Annotated in this window: 11 protein-coding genes, 1 tRNA gene and 1 pseudogene; 6 read left to right on the top strand and 7 right to left on the bottom strand. The window is 59.8% G+C overall.

The features are described from left to right. Together MOV61_RS20320 and MOV61_RS20315 are read left to right on the top strand one after the other, a co-directional pair. Positions 1-3,263: FtsK/SpoIIIE domain-containing protein (locus tag MOV61_RS20320; protein WP_247137859.1), on the top strand; the 3,263-nt coding region annotated here is incomplete at its 5' end. Between the two features lie 478 nt (positions 3,264-3,741). Then, positions 3,742-5,715 (top strand): DNA phosphorothioation-associated putative methyltransferase, encoded by a 1,974-nt coding sequence (locus MOV61_RS20315; RefSeq protein WP_247137858.1) that lies wholly within the window; start codon positions 3,742-3,744, stop codon positions 5,713-5,715. A gap of 201 nt (positions 5,716-5,916) precedes the next feature. Here the strand turns inward: MOV61_RS20315 and MOV61_RS20310 are convergent, their stop codons facing one another. Genes MOV61_RS20310 through MOV61_RS20300 form a run of 3 tightly spaced genes read right to left on the bottom strand, consistent with a single transcriptional unit; the run spans position 5,917 to position 11,148 of the window. After that, positions 5,917-6,603 carry a hypothetical protein gene (locus MOV61_RS20310; protein WP_247137857.1) on the bottom strand — a complete coding sequence of 229 codons (687 nt, stop codon included), beginning with the start codon at positions 6,601-6,603 and terminating at the stop codon, positions 5,917-5,919. Beyond that, a complete protein-coding gene (locus MOV61_RS20305) occupies positions 6,600-9,566 on the bottom strand; it encodes a VPA1269 family protein (RefSeq protein ID WP_247137856.1) in 2,967 nt (988 codons plus the stop codon). Before MOV61_RS20305 ends, MOV61_RS20310 begins: the two co-directional genes overlap by 4 nt. Position 9,567: 1 nt before the next feature. Next, complete coding sequence (locus tag MOV61_RS20300) at positions 9,568-11,148, bottom strand: tyrosine-type recombinase/integrase (protein ID WP_247137855.1); 1,581 nt, start codon at positions 11,146-11,148, stop codon at positions 9,568-9,570. A 549-nt stretch (positions 11,149-11,697) separates the two neighbouring features. Here MOV61_RS20300 and MOV61_RS20295 point away from each other — a divergent pair. After that, a complete protein-coding gene (locus MOV61_RS20295; protein ID WP_247137854.1) occupies positions 11,698-12,183 on the top strand; it encodes a hypothetical protein in 486 nt (161 codons plus the stop codon). A gap of 544 nt (positions 12,184-12,727) precedes the next feature. On the opposite strand, the gene MOV61_RS20290 is transcribed toward MOV61_RS20295, so the two are convergent. Further along, on the bottom strand, positions 12,728-14,569 hold the full coding sequence (locus MOV61_RS20290) for an AAA family ATPase (RefSeq protein WP_247137853.1): 1,842 nt from the start codon (positions 14,567-14,569) through the stop codon (positions 12,728-12,730). Continuing rightward, complete coding sequence (locus tag MOV61_RS20285) at positions 14,566-14,913, bottom strand: hypothetical protein (RefSeq protein ID WP_247137852.1); 348 nt, start codon at positions 14,911-14,913, stop codon at positions 14,566-14,568. The genes MOV61_RS20290 and MOV61_RS20285 overlap by 4 nt, the downstream gene beginning before the upstream one ends. Before the next feature lie 131 nt (positions 14,914-15,044). On the opposite strand from MOV61_RS20285, the gene MOV61_RS20280 reads away from it, so the two are divergent. Both MOV61_RS20280 and MOV61_RS20275 read left to right on the top strand, forming a co-directional pair. Beyond that, entirely contained in the window at positions 15,045-15,548 is a 504-nt protein-coding gene (locus tag MOV61_RS20280) for a helix-turn-helix transcriptional regulator (protein ID WP_247137851.1), read from the top strand. Between the two features lie 363 nt (positions 15,549-15,911). After that, positions 15,912-16,020 (top strand) — tRNA-Arg (locus tag MOV61_RS20275). Positions 16,021-16,027: 7 nt separating this feature from the next. Here MOV61_RS20275 and MOV61_RS20270 read toward each other — a convergent pair. Together MOV61_RS20270 and MOV61_RS20265 are read right to left on the bottom strand one after the other, a co-directional pair. Beyond that, the gene (locus MOV61_RS20270; RefSeq protein WP_247137850.1) at positions 16,028-16,567 is read right to left on the bottom strand and encodes a DUF2937 family protein; all 540 of its coding nucleotides are present in this window, start codon (positions 16,565-16,567) and stop codon (positions 16,028-16,030) included. Between the two features lie 54 nt (positions 16,568-16,621). Beyond that, a complete protein-coding gene (locus tag MOV61_RS20265; protein WP_247137849.1) occupies positions 16,622-17,842 on the bottom strand; it encodes an FAD-dependent oxidoreductase in 1,221 nt (406 codons plus the stop codon). Positions 17,843-17,972: 130 nt separating this feature from the next. Here MOV61_RS20265 and MOV61_RS20260 point away from each other — a divergent pair. Beyond that, positions 17,973-18,251, top strand: a pseudogene (locus MOV61_RS20260) (1-deoxy-D-xylulose-5-phosphate reductoisomerase); the annotation flags it as partial.

The raw sequence follows: 18,251 nt of genomic DNA, 5'->3' as shown, positions 1-18,251 counted from the left end.
CGGCGATGCGCAGCATCCAGCGCAAGGCGGCGGGCTTCGCCTCCGAGGTCGGACCGTTCCTCCGCGACACCGTCCGGAACCTGACGTCGTCCTACTACATGGACGTGGGTCTCGGCGTCGGTCAAAGCGACGGCACGAAGCCCGAGCTGCTGGTCGAGACCATCAGGTCCCTCGACCTCAGCCTCCTCGAAAGCCCACGTCCGGGCGAGTCCGTCATCGCCGACGAGCCCGCCGACGAGATCGCCGACAGCTTCGACACCGTCGCCAAGGACTATCTGAAGCTTCGGCCGCATGAGAAGGCCAACTTCAACACGATGCTTCTCAACTCGGAATCCGAGGGCCTTCCCGTCAAACTCGCCGAGCACATGGCGGCCCTGATGGAGAAGGAGGCGACGCTAAGGTGCGACCTCGTCATCACCCATGACGACGCCGCGCAGCTCCGCCGCATCTACGAGCAGCAGAACCGCAGGATCGGCTACGAGGTCGACAGCGCCCTGACGAGCGAGGCGGCCCGCAACTTCCTGTCGCGACTGCGCGTCGGCATCATCAGCCCGGACGTCCTCGACGAGAACTACGGCAAGGCGCACGACATCGTCATCCTTCATAGCGTGGTCTCGCGCAAGGCCGACGTCCGCTGGGCGAGAGTGGCGGCCGCGGCCGAGCAGCCGTTCGAGGCTCACGTTCCCGCGTCGCACTCCCGCAAGAAGCCGTTCCACAAGGGAGACACCACTTCGGGCACCTATCTGACCTCGCCCAGCCGCGTGCCGGCGTCGGAGGCATATCTCGACGCGCTTCACGGTTGCCTATCGCAGGGAGCGACGCCGGGCGACCACTGGGTGCCGCTGCAGGAGGTGGAATTCCAGTCAGGCGCGGTGAAGGACCTGATGAACAAGGCGCACCGCCTCGCCGAATGGGTCATGACCTACGACCGGATCGCCGACCGCAGGCTTCTCGCTAACGACGAGAGACGAATCCTGCGCTACTACAGCTCGCCTCGGTCCGACCACAACGTCATCATCTCGACGGAGATCAACGCGAAGAAGCTCGGGGAGCGGCTGGTCAAGGATTTGAAGATCGCCATCCCGCACGCCACGGGGGCGGAGATCGACGAGATCGTATCGGCTGTCCATCGCCAGTCGGCAAGCCTGTCCGGGGCGGTCGTCATGCGCGGCGCAGAGCGCGTCAACCATGCGCACGAGCTGCTCGGTCTTGTGCTTGCGAGACGGGAGCTGGAGGCGCTGCTGCGGCAGGACGCCGCCGCGGAGATGCAGCGCACGGCCTGGTTCTTCATCGACGACTTCATCCCGTGGCTCGAACTCGGAAGCCATCGTGCCGACATCATGGCGGTGAACTTCGCCAAGGTGGACGGCAAGCTTCTTCTCCGGATCGCGGTGGGCGAGGCCAAGTTCGTCTCCTACGCCGGCATGGGTGAGCACAAGAAGCATTCTTTGGAGCAGCTCACCAGCACGGTGGCGACGCTCACCCGGAGACTTGCGAGCGGCGACGGCACCATCGACCCGCTGGCGTGGCGCTCCCGCGTCGCAGACCTCGTGCTCGAGCATATCGACCCTTTCGACCACATCGACGGGACGACGTTCGAGGAGTGGCTTGCCGCGCTGCGCGACGGATCGCTTCCGATAACCGTGTCCGGCCACAGCGTCGTCTACGTGCACGACATGGAGGAGGATCCGAAGAACGAGGCGTTCGTTCCGGATCACGAGGTCCATCCCGCCTCGCAGCGCAGGCTGCTGGCCCAGTGGGTCTACGGCCGGCCATCCATCGCTGGCGGCTTCAAGGATCTGCTGAACGAGGCCGCGCCGTCGCGGCTCCGCGTGCCGCCGGAATGGCCGGGAAACCCCTATGCCGGACCGCTTCTCGTCGTGCCGCCCGCGAGTTCGGACGTGCCGCAACTGATGGAGGACGAGGTGGCCGTGGTCGAAGCGACACCCGTCGCGGAGGCCGACGCGTCTCCGCCGCCCCCCGTAGTGACCGATGAACCGGCCGTGGAGCAGATTCTTGAAGAGGTAGCGCCGTTGGAAGAGCCGTCGGCGCCGCCCTCGGGATGGCTTCCATCCGTTTGGAACGCCCTGTCGGCGATGCGGCGGTCGGGTCAGACGACCGCGGGCGAGCAATGGCTCGACGGAGAGGTCGACAAGCTGCGCGACGCGCTTCAAGCCGAGGCCATGCACGCCGCGATCATCGAGCGGCGGCTCACCCCGAACTCCGCGGTCCTCACGTTGGACGGCAGCAAGGGGGTGACGGTCGCATGGCTCGAGAAGAAGCAGACGGACCTGCTGACGCGATATGGCGTGGACATCGGACGGATCACGCCGCTGACCGGCAAGATCGCGGTGTCGATCAACAGGCCGAAGCGGTCGGTGGTGCATCTCTCCGACGCGTGGATGAAGCGCGATCTCGAGCCGAGCGCCCCTGTGTCGAACGGCGCGCTCGTGCTGGGCGAGACCGAGCTTTCCGGCGAAATGCTGTACATGCCGCTGTTCGGCCCGTTCGGGGAAATCCCGAGGGCCGCGCCGCACACGATCGTCTCCGGCTCGACCGGCAGCGGGAAGGGCATCCTGGCGTCCAACCTGATCCTCGATCTCTGTGCGTTCAACTCGCCTGACAACCTGCGCCTCTACATGGTGGATCCGAAAGCCGGGGTCGACTACGGCTGGATGACAAGGCTGCCGCATCTGGAGGGCGAGATCGTCGGCGACAAGGAGCAGGCTCTCGAGCTGTTCCGAGGCCTCGTCGTCGAGATGGAGAGGAGATATGAGACACTGCGGGACGCGGGCGTTGCCAACATCAATCTCTATTGGCGGCTTCCTCCGGAGCAAAGACCGGTCGCCATGCCGCGTATCGTCCTCGTCTTCGACGAGGTGGCGAACTGGATGCAGGACGAGGACTTCAAGGAGCAGGTGTCGCCGCTCATCAACGAGATCGCCACCAAGTCGCGGGCGTCGGGCATCCACATGGTGATGATCTACCAGCGGGCCGACAATCAGGTGATGTCGATGCAGCTCCGCACGAACCTGGGCAACAAGCTGGTGCTGAGGCTCGGCGACGAGGGGAGCTCGAAGGTCGCGCTCGGGGACAAGGGTGCAGAGAAGCTGCTTGGGCAGGGGCACCTGATCGCAAAGCTCGACAGCGATGAAAAGATCTACGCGCAGGTTCCCTTCCTCGATCCGGAGGAGGAGACCGCGGTCATAGCCGAGGCCATCGTGATGGGCTGGCGCGCTTCAGCGGCCGGCCGCTGGGAATGAATCAGGAGGGCGCTCAGGGGCTCGCGGCGTTGAGCGCCCAAATTTCCTCGTCGATCCGCAGGCTCTCGCGATGCGTGACAGATAGTAGGCTTCCGCCTCTCGGTCGATGACGCAGGTCTCGACGGCGGCGACGCCACTCGACGGGACCTCCAGGTCGCAGCCGTAATGGATGACGACGACCCTTCGTCGGGTGACAGCGTGCTGCCCGGAGGGAGGAGCGCGCTAACTTGATTCATCGTCGGCGAGCGCTGCCGTCGCGACTACGTCCGCGTATCCCATATATTCCGCGACGAGCGGATCGATCAAGAGTTCTTCCATGTCAACTTCTCCGTGACGTTGAGCCAGCTTGTTTGAACTCGCGGCGTAGGAAACGGCTTCCAGCGGTGTATCTGCTACTCACGACGGTCCGACGGTGCGATCGACTTCGGTCTGGACAGGCGCGGATTTCGCTTGTTAGAAATGGGCAACGGAGATCGCAATGGATTCCACGCCTGCCGACAATGCCTCTAAGGACAGGACTGTTGCGCTAGGAAAGCGGGTGGGTGGCAGTCTCTATCTCCATCGGTCAGCGCAGGACCGTCTTTTAGGCCAGGACGGCGAACTTCTCCTAAGAGCATTGGCTCGCGCGCCAGACGTCGAATGGAACGTCTCGAAGACGGGCGCTGGAAAAGTCTCCCTGCTTCTCTACGAGGACTTCTCTCTTCACGCATTTCCCGCGCTGCTGCGCGCCACCACGATCGATCTTTCCACGGGCGCAACGAAGCTTACGGACTATTCCAAACGGGCCAATCCGCCGATCCTGCATCGCAAGGAGCTTCTCCTTCCGTCGGACGACGCCCGAATCCCGGCATTCGCCGCCATCACCCGCCTGGCGGAGGAGAAGGGGCTGTTCACGGATACGAAGACGATCGGAACGCGGGAGGCCTGGAACCTTTTGGTGAAAGAGGCGGGTCTGCGCATCGACGGGCCGAGACTGCTCCACGCGGACGCCGGTCACATCGAGGTGAGCAGGGAAAAGACCGCTATCACCCGCGTCGGACTGTCGTCACCGGTCGCCGCCATGATTGAGTGTGGAATGCTGACGAAGGACGACGGCCTGTTCGACTACGGCTGCGGAATCGGTGACGACGTCGCCGCGCTTCAGGCGGACGGATACGCCGCCTGGGGCTGGGATCCGGCCCATCGTCCGGACGGCCGCAGAGCGCCAGCCGACATAGTGAACCTGGGCTTCGTGATCAACGTCATCGAAGACCCGCGCGAACGCGAGGAGACGCTGCGGGCGGCTTGGGGCTTCGCGAGGAAAGGAATGACGGTTAGCTCAATGCTGGCGGGCCGTGTCGACGTATCGCGACAGAGGCCGCATGGAGACGGCTATCTCACGATGCGCTCGACATTCCAGCGCTACTACGCGCAGGACGAACTCATGCTGTTCGTCAGCCAGAGCCTGGGCGAGCGCGTCACGCCGCTCGGGCAGGGGATCGTCGCCGTCTTCCGTGACAAGGAGCTCGAGCAGCGGGTCGCGATGCGGAAGCGCTCCCGCGCCGACGCGATCATCAGGAGACACGCTCTTCCCCGGCCAGTGCGGGCGCCGCGCGAGGCAGCGCCGCCACGTCCGTCGCTCGTGGAGCGGATTTCAAGCGAGACGGCGTCGCTCTGGGAGACGGCGCTCTCCCTCGGCCGGCTGCCGACCGCCGACGAGGTAGATCTCGCGGTGATGGTCTCCCTTTCCGAGAAGAACGTCAGCCTCGCCCGCGCGATGCAGGCCTGTTCCGCCCTGTTCGACATGCCCCTGCTTGACGAGGTCGCGGCGGCCCGGCGGGAGGACCTCCTCGTCGAGACGGCTCTCTCGATCTTTCCGGGCGCCCCGCGCTACGCCAGCCTCCCGGTCTCGATGCAGAGAGACGTCCGTCACTTCTTCGGGAGCCACGCCGCGCTTTCGGCCCAGGCGACGAGCGAACTCAGCGCGCTCAGGAACGCCTCGAACCTGCAGGAGGCGTTTGACAAGGCCGTCGACGAGGGGGTGGCTTCGCTGCACGGCGGCGTGCTTCGCTTCGCCGGAACGAGTGCGACGCGGCTTCCTGTCGCCATTCGGATCATGCTCGGATGCGCGGAGATCGTGCGACCCGGCTTTTCGCAGGGCGACGTGTTCGAAATCGGGCCTAAACCGGCGACCCTGAAGGCTATCACCGTCGCCGACATGGAGACCCCTCTTCCCAGGATGCTCGAGATCGTCGACGTCGAGCTTGGCCGTGCCTCATCACGCGAGCGTAAGGCGCGGGATCAGATTCTATATCTAAAGTCTCTCTATCTGCCGATTGAAGATCCAAAGCGAAGTGCTCAGGCCGCTTTGGATGAAAGGCTTCTGGCATCGAATGTGGTAACCAGAGAAGGAAAAGGCCCTGCCGGACGCGTTCTTAATGAAATTCTCACTAAATCGCGGAACAAGTCCTAACGACAGATCTCGCAGGCCACAGTCAACGTTTCGAAGTTCGAAAATGGCTGCCGGGTTCGCGTCGGTGTTGCATCGGAAATGGCCCTCGTCATGCAGACATGGACGGCTGAGCGCCGAGCCGCGTTGCCGCGGCTCTTCGCTTAATAGGGTTGGCAGGCCGCTCGCTCCCGCGGCCTGGGACGTTCATTGTTTACTCGGCATCTATGGTGAATTCGTGCCGGAAGCCTTCCGAGCCCTTTGAACGTTCTGAAAGTCATCCACGAATCTCGACAGCTCATTGAACAGGTCTGCGTCCATGATCCGGGTTCCTATCGGAGTGCGCCTGCTGACCTTCAAGCCAAAGTCGTCGAGGACGAAGGCGCCGCTGGACATAGACCGCGTCCACTCAGCTAGACCGTTGACGATTTGCGACGCGTCCTCCGGTAGGTCCCCTGCAGGCACAGGAACGCTTTCATCGATGATATGCTTCAAGACGTTGCAGCGCTGGGTGAGCTCGAAAACGATTTGCTTCAGCCTCTCCACGACGAACGATGTCGAAGAATCCATGTTGGAGGTGTCTATCCTCTCGACCTCGTCATGCGCGATCGGCCTATCCGCATCGATGTTAAGGACTTCATGGAACGCAGTCCGCCAGATCTTGAGCATGCCGCGGTAGTAGTTGTAAAGCGTCTGAACGCTGGGGAATTCCGGGTTGCGAAGAGCCCCCCGTTCGCACACTAAAGGCGCCGTCGGCAGCGTAGGAGTCCTGGCCCCCACCATCGAACGGCAGACACCCCTTATGGCCTCGAGATTGGCTCTCTCGCGGCTGCCCTCCGGGCAGGCCGCAATGAGCGCGTCGGACTTGGCATCGGCAATTGCTACCACCGCCCCCTTTCTCGACGCCATCATGCCACCTCCATCGCAGAGGTGATAGCAGGAAGACTACTGGTTTCTGTCGTGAGCGCTATGGATCCTGCGATCGCGGCGTCCATAAGAGCACGCACTTCGGCTTCGAGCCCGACGTCACGGAGTTTGAGTTCGCCTTCAGCGAGTAGCCGAGTGTCGTCCGCTGACACCCGCCCGACTAGCAACTGTGCATATTGGTCCATGGCCTGCTTGCACTGGTCCTGGCTGATCGAGGGCATAAGCCGTGGGGGTGTGAAGCCAGAATTGTGCAATACAAGGTCAATGTAAAGGTCTCGGCTCTGCTCGACACGAGGTTCGCCAAGTACCGGATAAATGCGGCTCGCTGCCGTCAGCCACACGTTGCGTTGGAAGGGAGTCACCTCGGTATATTCAATGACCGACTCCCTGCTGCCAGCGACCAGAGTCACCCCATCGGTAACGACTTCGTCCATCAGACGGACGGATGCGTTGCAAAGCAGTTCGACATTGAAAATCGAGCTCTCAGTCACGACCTGATCGTCCTTAACGGCAATGAGCTGCTGCTGAAGCACATCGCACCTGTTCCTGAAGGCGTCCTTGCTCACTGTGCCCTGCTTAAAGTGGGTCTCCAGCATGCCTACCTCCAGATTGATTCGGCTTTCCTCCTTGGCAAGATGCTCACGTTTTTCGCAAAGCTTGGTTCCGTAAGCCGTCAATTGCAAAAGGAAGGGCGGCCCTGAGACGAAGTGCCTGCACATGATGCAGTTGTGTCGTCCGCCGGGAACTGGGCCGTGGATCGCCTTTGCAATGTCGTCACCGCTCGAACGGAGCAGTGGCCCGCCGTCATGGCAACGCGTGCAGTCCCAAGGGCAGAATCCGAAATCAACGTTACAGAATTCAACACTTGAGCCGGCGTCGACGACCTCTTCCCATTGCGCAGGGGACAGCGACACGGTTCGAAGTCTCGCCTCTTCGATGCTCATCGTCCTGCAGTCGTCTATCAGCTTTCGAGCGGCTTGCGTATTCTCGGCAGCCTTGGAAATGAAATCCTCAATTTCCGCCGGTGAGAATTTCAGGTAATAGGCAGTCATCATGAGCGTTGAGTGGCCCGCAATGAATTTGCTGATGATCTCGAGCGGCATGCCGCTTCGGCGGAGGTCTGTGATGCCCCTCACTCTTAGCCCGTGGAGACCGTACAGCGGCCGCCATTGTCCGTTCGCTTCGCGGCGGATTAGCTGAATAGCTTGGTCCGGATTTATGGCCGCATAGCGGACCTCGGCCTCTCTGAGCACCTCGGTCCACATCCTCTCAAGTTCATGGTGACTTATTATCCTTCCCAGGTGCGGCTTGGTGGGAGTGGGGAACATGCGCATGAGAGGAAATATATCCGGCATGTTTTTCTTGGCTTTATTCGATACTCTCTTTTCGGAATCCAAGTATATTTCGGGAGAAATCGGCTTGGTTATGGGGTTGAACTTCTCCTGCCATTTTCTCAGTTGGTAAAGCGACTTATGAAGCCTTTCGTGCTCCCAGGGAATTTCATGTGGCTCACCGGTTTTATTTGTGTTGATGAAAAATCCGGAGATGTCCTTAAGCGGGTCGCGGATAAGACGCGCATAGCCCCGCCCTTCGAAGTCTCGGCGCGGCTTAGCAGCCGCGTCCGCCCAGTATCCCGCCAAGGCGCCTTCATTATCCTCCCAAGCCATTGCATCCGCATTGAACCGCGTCACATCGCCTTCTCCGCTGTCGAGGCGTCTAAGACTGCCCATCCGTACGGGAATATCGAACGCCGCCCTTAGCAGAGTTGGGCCAACTGGGCAGAAGATTTCTTCTGTTTGGCCGTTTCTGACGATGTTGACTTTGAAGACCTTCGCTAGACCAGGCCAGCCATCTTCACCTTCGTCAAGTAGATCGCGGACGAGCCAATGAATTCTTTCCGGGAGAGGACGAGCTGCTGCAGTCGTCCGGCGCCGCGTGGTCTTCCCAACCTCGTTCTTCGTCGTCTGGACTTCGCGTTCCGAAATTAATGGAAACAAGTCTTCTCGACCACTGTCCGACTCCAGATTTTCCAACATGTGGTCGCAAAAGTTACGCGCAGTTTTGACTGCATCAACGACATGCTGGGTGAAGGACCCAACTCGCTTTTTCATATACTGCGAGAAGGAGACATCCCTGTTTCGCGACGCCGACAGCAGTAGCAAATCCTGCCCTGGAGCAGTCTCGTCCAGCCAACTGGCGACATATCGGACAGCAGTGATCGCTTTTGACGGATCGACGGTGTTCTCGGCTTCGAACGATTTGAAATGACGCAAGATCTCGCTCCGGCGCGGATCCGTCATCTCCGCCTGAAATGCGACCCACGTGTCCCTCCTTCCTACAGCCCTCCTGTGCTGCCTCGCCTTTTCCTCAAGCTTCGCGTCGGGATAAATCTTTGAGAGACCGAGAACGAACTGAGAAGCGCACTGAAGATTCAGTGGATTGGCGCCGAATATCCCCGCCTTCCACCTTAAGCCGTCTTCACTTCTGAGATGATCGACGAGGCGTTGGATCAGCTCAACCGGTGCATCTTGAGGATCGTCAAGGCCGGTGGTGCACATCGCGAACAGCGTGATCAGACGCTCCATCATCGACGAGGCATTTCCTTTATCGGCTACACGCTGCAGAAAATCGAAGGCGCCGACGTCGTCCAGCAGTTCTCTTAGCTGAACGCCGAAGCTCGCTTGATTGTTTAAGTGCGTGCAGATCTTGGCGTTCAGATGCCGCTGTTTCTTAAGTACGTTCCAAGGAGAAAACACCACGCCTTCATCGAAAATGAGATCGGCAGCGGCTATCTCGGAGTCCTTCAATTGCCGATTCGACGCCATCTTGCGTATTCGCTGCAGCGCGGTCTGCACTTCGGCAGTAAGCGGTGCCCCGTCGTTGAAGGCATCCTCGTCTGTCAGATTAAGAAAGACGGTGTTGCCGTTTCGATCCTGAAAAGACAACATTTCAAGCCTCCCTACGGTAGTGGGCAAACTGGTGCGCCATGTCGAAAACGGTGTCGCGCATAGCCTTGAAGGATTCAGTCCGGGATTGGCCTTGCGAGTATCGGTTCAACAAATCTGAAATCTCCGAGTTTTGAAGCCTGGTATAGACCCGATGAGCTTCGAAACTTCGGTGATGCATGCTTCGCTGGATGACTTCGCCGGGGACTCCCGCAGTCCAAAGATATCGCCCGTAAAAGTGCCTGCAGCCATGAGGCGTCGTCCCTGCGGCTTTTTGTACAGCAAGGTTTGGATCGTCATAAATCTGGCTGAGCCTGGCGATCGCGGATCCCCACGATGACTTGAATGCGCTGATCGTGTACGGATCACCTACCTGTCCGCCGCCGCTACCGGCGGTACGTCCGGTCGACACCAAAAGATACGGGTGGTCACCCGCCCATTTAGGACGGCGCGCCATCAGGCGCGGGCGTGTCACGAAAATGTACCGCTTCAGGAGGTCAGTAGTTCGGGCGACCAAAGGTGCTATCGGTAGAAAAAAGCCTGGTGTGCCAACGTCGTCCTCGGACATTCCTTTCCATCCGGCCCAGAGACGGTCCTTTACTGAGTTCCGGGGCGCCAACCCGAATCCTTGCAAGTACTCCTGTCGGGTCATTTGCCCCCCACCAGGGCGTCGGAGCCTACCCCATTGAGGATGGTGAAAGTGAACCGACACTTTACCATCATTGAATTGAACGTCGGAGACGAAGAGGTGAAACCCCTCGCTCTGTCTCAATCCGAACAGCACAAGAAGGTGCGCAAGCAGTTCTGCGGTCTCGTCCCAATCATCGACACTGCGCTTGAAGCCCAAAAACAAGAGAGGAATGACGTAGCTTGAAGGAAACGATGGGACGGTCTGGGTAGGAGCTGGGCCGTTGTTTACGATACCACCGAAGCGGTGGGCTGCCTTTCGCTGCTTCGTATCGAGGTGTCCAAGTAGCCCGCGCTTCTTCCTGAATGCGACTTCCGCCGCGAGCCGAAAAGCAGTGACGGGATCCGGCGTCCAACTTTCTGTCGTCGCAGCCTGAACCCATCCGGAATTGAGATCGGCGTCGCCACTGCATTCGATGTAGTGCGTGACCCGTTTAAGGATATGATTAGCCCTGCGCTTACCACGAGCAGTCCAGTAGAGCTTGGTATCATCGAGCCACCTGCCCTGGACCTCCGCGCCCGTTCCATCTCGGAGAGCTAGTGCAAAGCCCTTCAGAAGCCGTCGCTCGACTTCCGACCGCCGGCTGGCCATGAGACCAGAATCAGACATGAGGCGGCTCATCGAATGATCGATGAACAAGCCCACCGAGCGGGCATGATCCAGCATCCAATTGTAACCACGGGCATCATTATCCAAGAAGAATTCCTGGATCTTCTCATCCCGAGTGACGGTCAGTCGGCCAGCACTGCCAGGGAATACCGTGTACAACTGGGGCCAGCGCCGATACACGCCCTCGATTTTCGACTTTTGACGCACGACCATAAAGTATTTGCCACGCTCGAGCAGACCATATTGGACGTCACGAGCTTTTCTTGGCTTGGCGGTCTTTTTCGACATGTAACCTCAACGATTGAGCGAGCCACAACCCCCGCAAAGTTGCGAGCGGTTTGGCAAGCGAAGTGATAAAATGAAGGGACGCGCGGCCGAGTAAGTCGGACGGACAATATCAGACATCCTCGCGCGCAACCGGAACATTTGCGGCCGACACTTGGACGGAATTCACCCCTCAGAAGGACTCGTCGTCCGTCCGCACTGCAGTCTTCAACATCCGCGAATCGGACGTCGGATCAACGATAACGAGATCTACTATCCATATCGCCACAAACCGGAGCGCCCACAGGCAGAGCTGTGTCCTCCAGCAACCATAGGGAATTGGGGCATTTTTCGCGCACGGGAGCGCCGATTGAAAACCGGCATTAGCCTCTGGTGCAATGGGGAAGTTCGTGGTACTAATGCTGCATACGACCCCCTTTCTTGGTACGACAGGGGATCGGATAGCAGAGTAGACGCGTTCCCGCGCGTCTACTCAGACCCCCCTTAGCGAATCGGATGTCCGACCGTAGTCCATACGGACGTCGGAGGCAATCGTTGACGGACGAAGACTAAATGTCCTCTGAACTTTTCCGTGAAATTGTGGCTCAATATGTGACTGGCTTAGCCGACAAAGAACGCGAGCTTCAGGACTTCCGAGCGAAATCCGCTGACTATATTGCGTTTTTGGAGGCCGAAATTGAGTCCGACCGGCAGCGCGTCAAGCGGCTTCAGGAGGAGATCGAGAACGAAAACGGTTCAGTGGAGGTTCCTCGTCCCAGCCTTCCCACCGCCCTCGCGAAAAACGTACCACCTTTTGACGAAGTCACCGCTCCGACCCGGAAATCGGAAAAGCAGTCGCCGATGATCCGTGAAGCCGCCAAAAAAATCCTATCAGATGCGGGCGGAGTTGCGATGATGCAGAATGAGATCAGGGTCAGGATGGAAGAGTTGGGCTACGAGATAATTTCAGATGACGCCAACGACCTGATAAAGGTTGCCCTGAAGCGCAGCAAAGAATTTGAACACATTCCTGGAAAAGGGTGGACATTGGCCAGATGACGCTGCTGCGAGCGTTGTAAGATTGCCTGAGTCCTCGCCGGCGTGAACGGAGATTGCCCTGAGCGGCGGATTTGGATGAGGTGTGTTGTCCAACCCCGCCTTCGGACGTTCCAGGAAATGGCTTTCAGGCGAAGGACGTCCCTCGTTCGAACGGGCGTTGGCGTCAGACGGATCGTGAAACCAAGCCCGTCCCCCGGCCTCAGGCGGCGAAACTACCCAATACTCTGAGAGCCTGGCTAAGGCGCCGCGGCCGCAAAGCCCTGAAATACGAGAGAACCGGCGAGCACATGCTGGCACCACCGGTGCCTCTCGAGTTAGTTTCAACAAGGCAAGACGGGCGCTGGCGCCGACGTCCTCTCGAGGACGACCGGATAAGCCGGTCGTCCTTCTCGACCAAGGCCCGGCACCTAACAGGAATCAACATTGTCTACCGACCACCAGTAGATCGCCGCATTGAAGCTTGAGATCTAGGAATGCTGCGCGCCGGTTCGATCGAGGGTCAGAGCGAGCATCGGAAGAAGAGACGGTCTCGGTATATCCGGCACTAGCTATCAGGGTTGAGTCGGATCGTGCGCTTTAGGAGTAGTTCTGACACCATTGTCAGCAGCTTCTCCCGTTCCAAAAGCAGGTGATCTTTTACTTTCCTCCACTCCTCGAGGAGGATGTTTCCAACCTCTTCCGACAGCGCGCCTGAAAACCTGGCACTTCGCTCTAGCTGCCGTCGGTCGGCTTGAAATTGCGGAACTCGGCCCATTCCCCAAGTGGCAACCATTAATCCGGCGGTTTTAGTCGCCGTGTCGAGATCGGATCCAAGATGGCCTCCAGCACCCGTGCTCTTGCTGCCAAGTTCGATTTCCTCCGCGGCGAGGCCCGCTAGGGAAATTCTAATTTGGGCTCGCAGATCATCTTCAGTGGACATCACGAGATCTTTGGTTTTGTAGCGGACCTGGCCCCCAGGCTGAATTCCCCGAGATTCGAAGATCGTACCGGCCAACTCGATGGTAATCCCTTCAATAAAGTCGCAGGACAGGGCGGCTATGGCATGCCCACATTCGTGGACGGCGATGCGATAAAGCACGTCGTCCGGAAGGCTGACCTTCGCCGGCATACCCGCTTCGACGTCCACCAGGGTTACCTCCCGGCCCGCCGAGCGAGCGGACCTCTTTATCGCCCTTGCTACACGCTCCAAATCGGCTGCGCTGAAGTCTTCGAGCTGGTCTGTCCAGCGGCGAATTCGTTCAGAACCGAAGCTTCCTAGATGATAGGAGAGAATATCTGCTCGCTCCTCCCGCGTCGGCAGACCCACGAAGATCTGCCGTTCGAAGCGGCCGGAGCGGAGTACTGCGGGTTCGATGTCGTCGACACGATTTGTCGCAGCAAGCATTACCACTCCCGGAGTATCGCGGCTTGTCAGCTCTAAGAAAGTGTTGACGACCTGAGTCTCATAGTAAACATTTCTACTGTCGTGTCCGCGGTTCCCAATTGAGTCGAGCTCATCGATGAATAGAAGCGCACCGGCCTTGGACGCGGCAGCCTCTTCGAAAGAGGAACGCATCGATTTGAGCATGTCGCCTAGATAGCCTCCTCCTGCCGACTGCCACTGGCCCGCCGAGGTCGAGACGAAAGCCACTCCCAACTCAGCAGCAAGTGCTGCGGCGCACATCGTTTTGCCCACGCCAGGCGGACCGATCAGAACCGCCGCCCTGTCGACGTTCGACCACTCGAGCTTTCTGGCGCGCCAGGCAGCCAGATCGGTAGCGAGTTCTGACGCCCAAAGACGGACCGACACGAAGCCCGGCAGTTCCGAAAGCTTGGGGACCGAGACACTTGAATCCTTTTCGCCCTTCGGGGTCTGATAGGTCGATTTGTCAAGCGACTGACGGCAGAGCAGTGCGTCGATCTCGTCCCAGGTTCCATTCGCCACTCGGCGGGCTGTGTCTGCATCGACTTTGCTTCGCCCGGTCAGCTTTCGAATTGCCTGCACATGTCTTGGTGTTGGATTGTCAACATACAGGATTTCGTCCGCTGCCATCCTTGCCTTGGCTGGAAGGACGTCGAAGCTGTCGGCGATCACGATCGTCTGTGCTGAGTACCGCAGGACGTCGAGATCTACCTTCCTCTTTGTTCCGCCCTCGATTGTGACGACCCGATGCCTCGATGTCTCAGCATTAAAAAACGCTTGACGCTGACCGGAGAGGAGAAGCTCTCCCGCGCGATGAAACCGTCCGACCCAATGCTTGTCAACAATGACGATGATCAGGCCTGGCAGGTCGCTTCGAAACTGGGCGGTATGGCGGAGGGTTCGACGGAGTACAAAATAGCTCAGCATGACTCCCGGCCGCTTGCGGAGTTCCTTGAAGGCACCAGCGGTGATCCTGTGCCTCATGTTCTTATGACCGCCTGTGCTTGGCAGAGTCGATACCGACCATCCAACTCCAACTCCAAGGATTCGTCATCGTCTTCGAAAGAGGCGAACAATAGACCGGTGCGCGCGTTGTCGTTTTCAAAGACACCGATGCGCTTGCTCCTCGTCATCCGGCGGCCTTCAATCAAGAGCGGGTGCCCATCCACCGCTCCCTCCAGACAAGTGACCCAGCGATAGGCGCGCTTCCTGTCGCCGAGTACTGGTTCGCGCGACAGTACGAGCACGGACGAGGTGTCTGCGTCGATCTGCGTGTGATGATCGAGAAGCTGAAGCACATCAGTGCGTTCAAGGATTCGGATTGACATGATTCGCTCTCTTTAAAATATCGATCAGCGCTAAATTGCATTATGGCGCCGATTCGAATCATATTTTCGCCGATTGATGGCTGATTTACGAGCGTGTTGTCAACAGTTTTGAATCCTGAAATTGATGGCGGATGGAGACCGTGCACCGCCTTCTTCACGCGGCAAGGGAAGCCCTTGACCTCAGTCAGACTGACGTCGCGAAAGCGACGGGTGTATCGACGCGCACCATCCACAGAATGGAGAGTGAACAAGGAATCGTTGGATTCGACATCCTGGGCAAATTGCGGAGCCATTTTGAAAGTCTCGGGGTGACGTTGGTCGCACCGGTAGAGCGGGAAAAATGGGCTATCACGTTCAGCACCGAACTAGCGCCTCCGCCAAGCCCCGATGCTGCGGACGATCTTTACCACCCGGTGCCCGGCCGCGTTCTCAGAGCAGCGCGCGTACTGGCGGGGCTAACTCAAGCTGAGCTCGCCGCTCGTTCTAGTATTGCCCATACGACCGTGCGCCGCCTTGAGAAGGGCGGAAGCGTCGGTGCTGAAAAAGTCTACGTGCTACAACGATCCATCGAGGAGCAAGGGGTCGAGTTCGTGAAGCCTCTGAGGGAGAGACCATGGTGGACGCTCCGGCGATGAGTCGGCGTGCGTTCCGGGAAGAGCGGGCCCGCCCAGTTGAATGCATAAGGTGGTAGCCACTTCTTCCCCACTGTGAAGCCAGCTTGAAAGTCGCCGTCACTCGGCGCCGCGGCAAAGTGCAACTCGGTTTCGGTTGCTGAGCTACTCTACAAGCCCGGCCGATGGCCGGGTCCAGATCGGCTTCGCCGACATGGTCGGCCTACGGCCGGAGTCTTTAGGCCAAAGGTAGCCGGTGATCTCGGGCCGTACATGTGGCGATGGCCCGATCACCGGCCCTTTGACGAAAACGGAATGCGAGCTTTGCTCGCATGACTCTTTCCCGCCTAGCGGCGAGTGTTCGATCCCCTAGAGAGATCGAACACCGATCCCATCCTCGGTCAGTGGTAAACAGTGGGAAGAAAAGTGCCACCCTTAAATGAGCGCAGGATTCCTAATCCTGAGGCCGATGGTTCGAATCCATCTGGGATCACCACCCTCGTTCATCGCGCAATCGTCGACGTCTGGTCCATCCGGTTCGGCCGCCTTACCAAGCGAAAGGCGCCGCGGCGGGCGGCGCCGAGAAGTGCCGCAATCAGCCAGCCGCAGAACAATCCCCCCGCCGCCCAGGTGAGACCTGCGAAATCCACCGGCACGCCTGGGACAAAATCGCGCCAGGCATTCGCAAACGTCGTCGAATCGGGATTGCGCATCACCACGAACGGCTTGGTGAACGGCGGCGCCAGGGTCAGCTCTTTCTGTTGCTCGGCGAGCATCTCGTAACGCGAAAAAGTCCGCCGCATCGCTTCGCCCTGATTGCGCAGGAAGATCTGCGGCGAGGCGGAATAGATGTTGAGCGCCTCCTGGCGGTCGAGGCCGTTGTGGTTGGCCTGGGCGTCGAATTCCGAGATCATGATCTTGAGCTCGTCGAGCGCGCCGCCGATCCGCTGGCGGTATTGCTGCGCAAATTCCGGCGCCTGGGAGAAGAAGATCCCGCCCAGCAGCGCCATCGCCATCGTCAGCATTCGTCCAAGCATGAGCATGGCAAAACCTCGATTGTTTTGCCGATCAACGATGCCGGGCCGTCAAAGGTTGCCTCATTTCACCCGCACATGCTCCATGCGGAAGCCGAGGCCGATCAGCCGGCCGGCGAGATGGGCAAGCAGCGGAAAACGGGCGATCCCCCGGATGAAGGCCGGCGGGCCCCGGCGCTTCCGGTCGTCTCCCTCATCAGTGCGCCGGCTGCTGCGCATCATCAACTGCAGCTTCTGCGTTGCCCTGGTTGGAAAACTGCGCCGCTTTTCGACGGCTGCGAGATCCGCTTCAGTCAGACGCTTGTCGCGCAGCGGTGCGGCCAGAATATTGGCGGCCGCCACGGCATCCTGGATCGCCAGATTGACGCCGACGCCGCCGATCGGCGACATCGCATGCGCCGCGTCGCCGATGCAGATCAACCCCGTCCGCCACCACTGCTTCAGCCGGTCGATCCGCACCGTCAGCAGGTTGGTATCCTCGAAACTGCGGACCTCCTGCATCCGCTCGGCCGGCAGCGGTGAAACGTCGATCACCATCTGCCGAAAAGCCTCGATGCCCCTCTCGCGGATCTCCGCGAACGTGGTGCGGCGGATCACATACCCGCACTGCCAATAGTCGCCGCGGTCGATCAGCACGAAACCCTGGCGCGGTCCGGCATGCCCCATCACCTCGCGGGGATCGCCCGGTTGTTTCGACAGCTTCATCCAGACGACTTCGCTCGGCATGCCGAAACTCTCGACATCGAGGCGAGCCTTTTCCCGCACGGCCGAATTGCGGCCGTCCGCACCGACGACAAGCGTCGAGCGGATGATGAGTTCTCCTTCCGGCGTCTCCAGGACGAGGCCCGAGATTGTGCCCCGATCCTCCAGCACGTCCACCACCTTCGCCCGCATGATCAGCCGGAAGTTCGGAAAAGCTTGCGCCTTTGCGGCGAGAAAACTCAAAAAGTCCCATTGCGGCATAAAGGCAATGAAGCGGTTCTTGACCGGTAGTCGCGAAAAATCCGCGATGGTGATCGTCTCCCCACCCATTTCGGCGGAGAGTTTTGGCGCTCGCGTATGCGGCAGCCGCAAAAATTCGTCGATCAGGCCGAGTTCGTGCATCACTTCCAGCGTCGAGGGATGGATCGTGTCGCCGCGGAAATCGCGCAGGAAATCCGCGTGCTTTTCGACGACCGTCACATCGACTCCGGCCCGCGCCAGCAGGAGGCCGAGCATCAGACCCGCCGGGCCGGCGCCGGCGATCACGCAGGTCGTCTGGATTTCATGGTGTTCGCTCATCATCCCACTTCGCGCCAAGAGCACCCGTTGTGCAAGCTGCACTTGGTCGCAGCCGGGCCGAATTCAAGCCCGCTCTTGTGAGCCGTGGCTTTCGCTTGTAGACCAACGGCAGCTTTAGGAAATGGAAAACAGCATGGCCGAAACCGGCAAGCGCCGTATCAGCATCCTCGGTTCCACCGGCTCGATCGGCGTCAATACGTTGGATGTGGTGAACCAGCTCGGCGGCCGCGAAGCCTTCGAGGTCGTCGCCATCACCGGCAACAGTAATATCGCGCTTCTGGCGGACCAGGCGAAGGCCTGCGGCGCGAAACTCGCGGTTACCGCCGACGACCGCCAGTATGCGGCGCTGAAGGATGCGCTTGCCGGGAGCGGCATCGAAGTTGCGGCCGGCCGCGAGGCCCTGATCGAAGCC

The sequence above is a fragment of the Neorhizobium sp. BETTINA12A genome, from assembly GCF_023006485.1.
Classification (GTDB): domain Bacteria; phylum Pseudomonadota; class Alphaproteobacteria; order Rhizobiales; family Rhizobiaceae; genus Neorhizobium.
This window is presented reverse-complemented; position numbering and strand designations above follow the sequence as displayed.

Bases quoted from the DNA above. Each gene is read 5' to 3' on its own strand.
- MOV61_RS20315 (WP_247137858.1), top strand. From the start codon at position 3,742: ATGGATTCCACGCCTGCCGACAATGCCTCTAAGGACAGGACTGTTGCG.
- MOV61_RS20310 (WP_247137857.1), bottom strand. From the start codon at position 6,603: ATGATGGCGTCGAGAAAGGGGGCGGTGGTAGCAATTGCCGATGCCAAG.
- MOV61_RS20305 (WP_247137856.1), bottom strand. From the start codon at position 9,566: ATGTTGTCTTTTCAGGATCGAAACGGCAACACCGTCTTTCTTAATCTG.
- MOV61_RS20300 (WP_247137855.1), bottom strand. From the start codon at position 11,148: ATGTCGAAAAAGACCGCCAAGCCAAGAAAAGCTCGTGACGTCCAATAT.
- MOV61_RS20295 (WP_247137854.1), top strand. From the start codon at position 11,698: ATGTCCTCTGAACTTTTCCGTGAAATTGTGGCTCAATATGTGACTGGC.
- MOV61_RS20290 (WP_247137853.1), bottom strand. From the start codon at position 14,569: ATGAGGCACAGGATCACCGCTGGTGCCTTCAAGGAACTCCGCAAGCGG.
- MOV61_RS20285 (WP_247137852.1), bottom strand. From the start codon at position 14,913: ATGTCAATCCGAATCCTTGAACGCACTGATGTGCTTCAGCTTCTCGAT.
- MOV61_RS20280 (WP_247137851.1), top strand. From the start codon at position 15,045: ATGGAGACCGTGCACCGCCTTCTTCACGCGGCAAGGGAAGCCCTTGAC.
- MOV61_RS20270 (WP_247137850.1), bottom strand. From the start codon at position 16,567: ATGCTCATGCTTGGACGAATGCTGACGATGGCGATGGCGCTGCTGGGC.
- MOV61_RS20265 (WP_247137849.1), bottom strand. From the start codon at position 17,842: ATGATGAGCGAACACCATGAAATCCAGACGACCTGCGTGATCGCCGGC.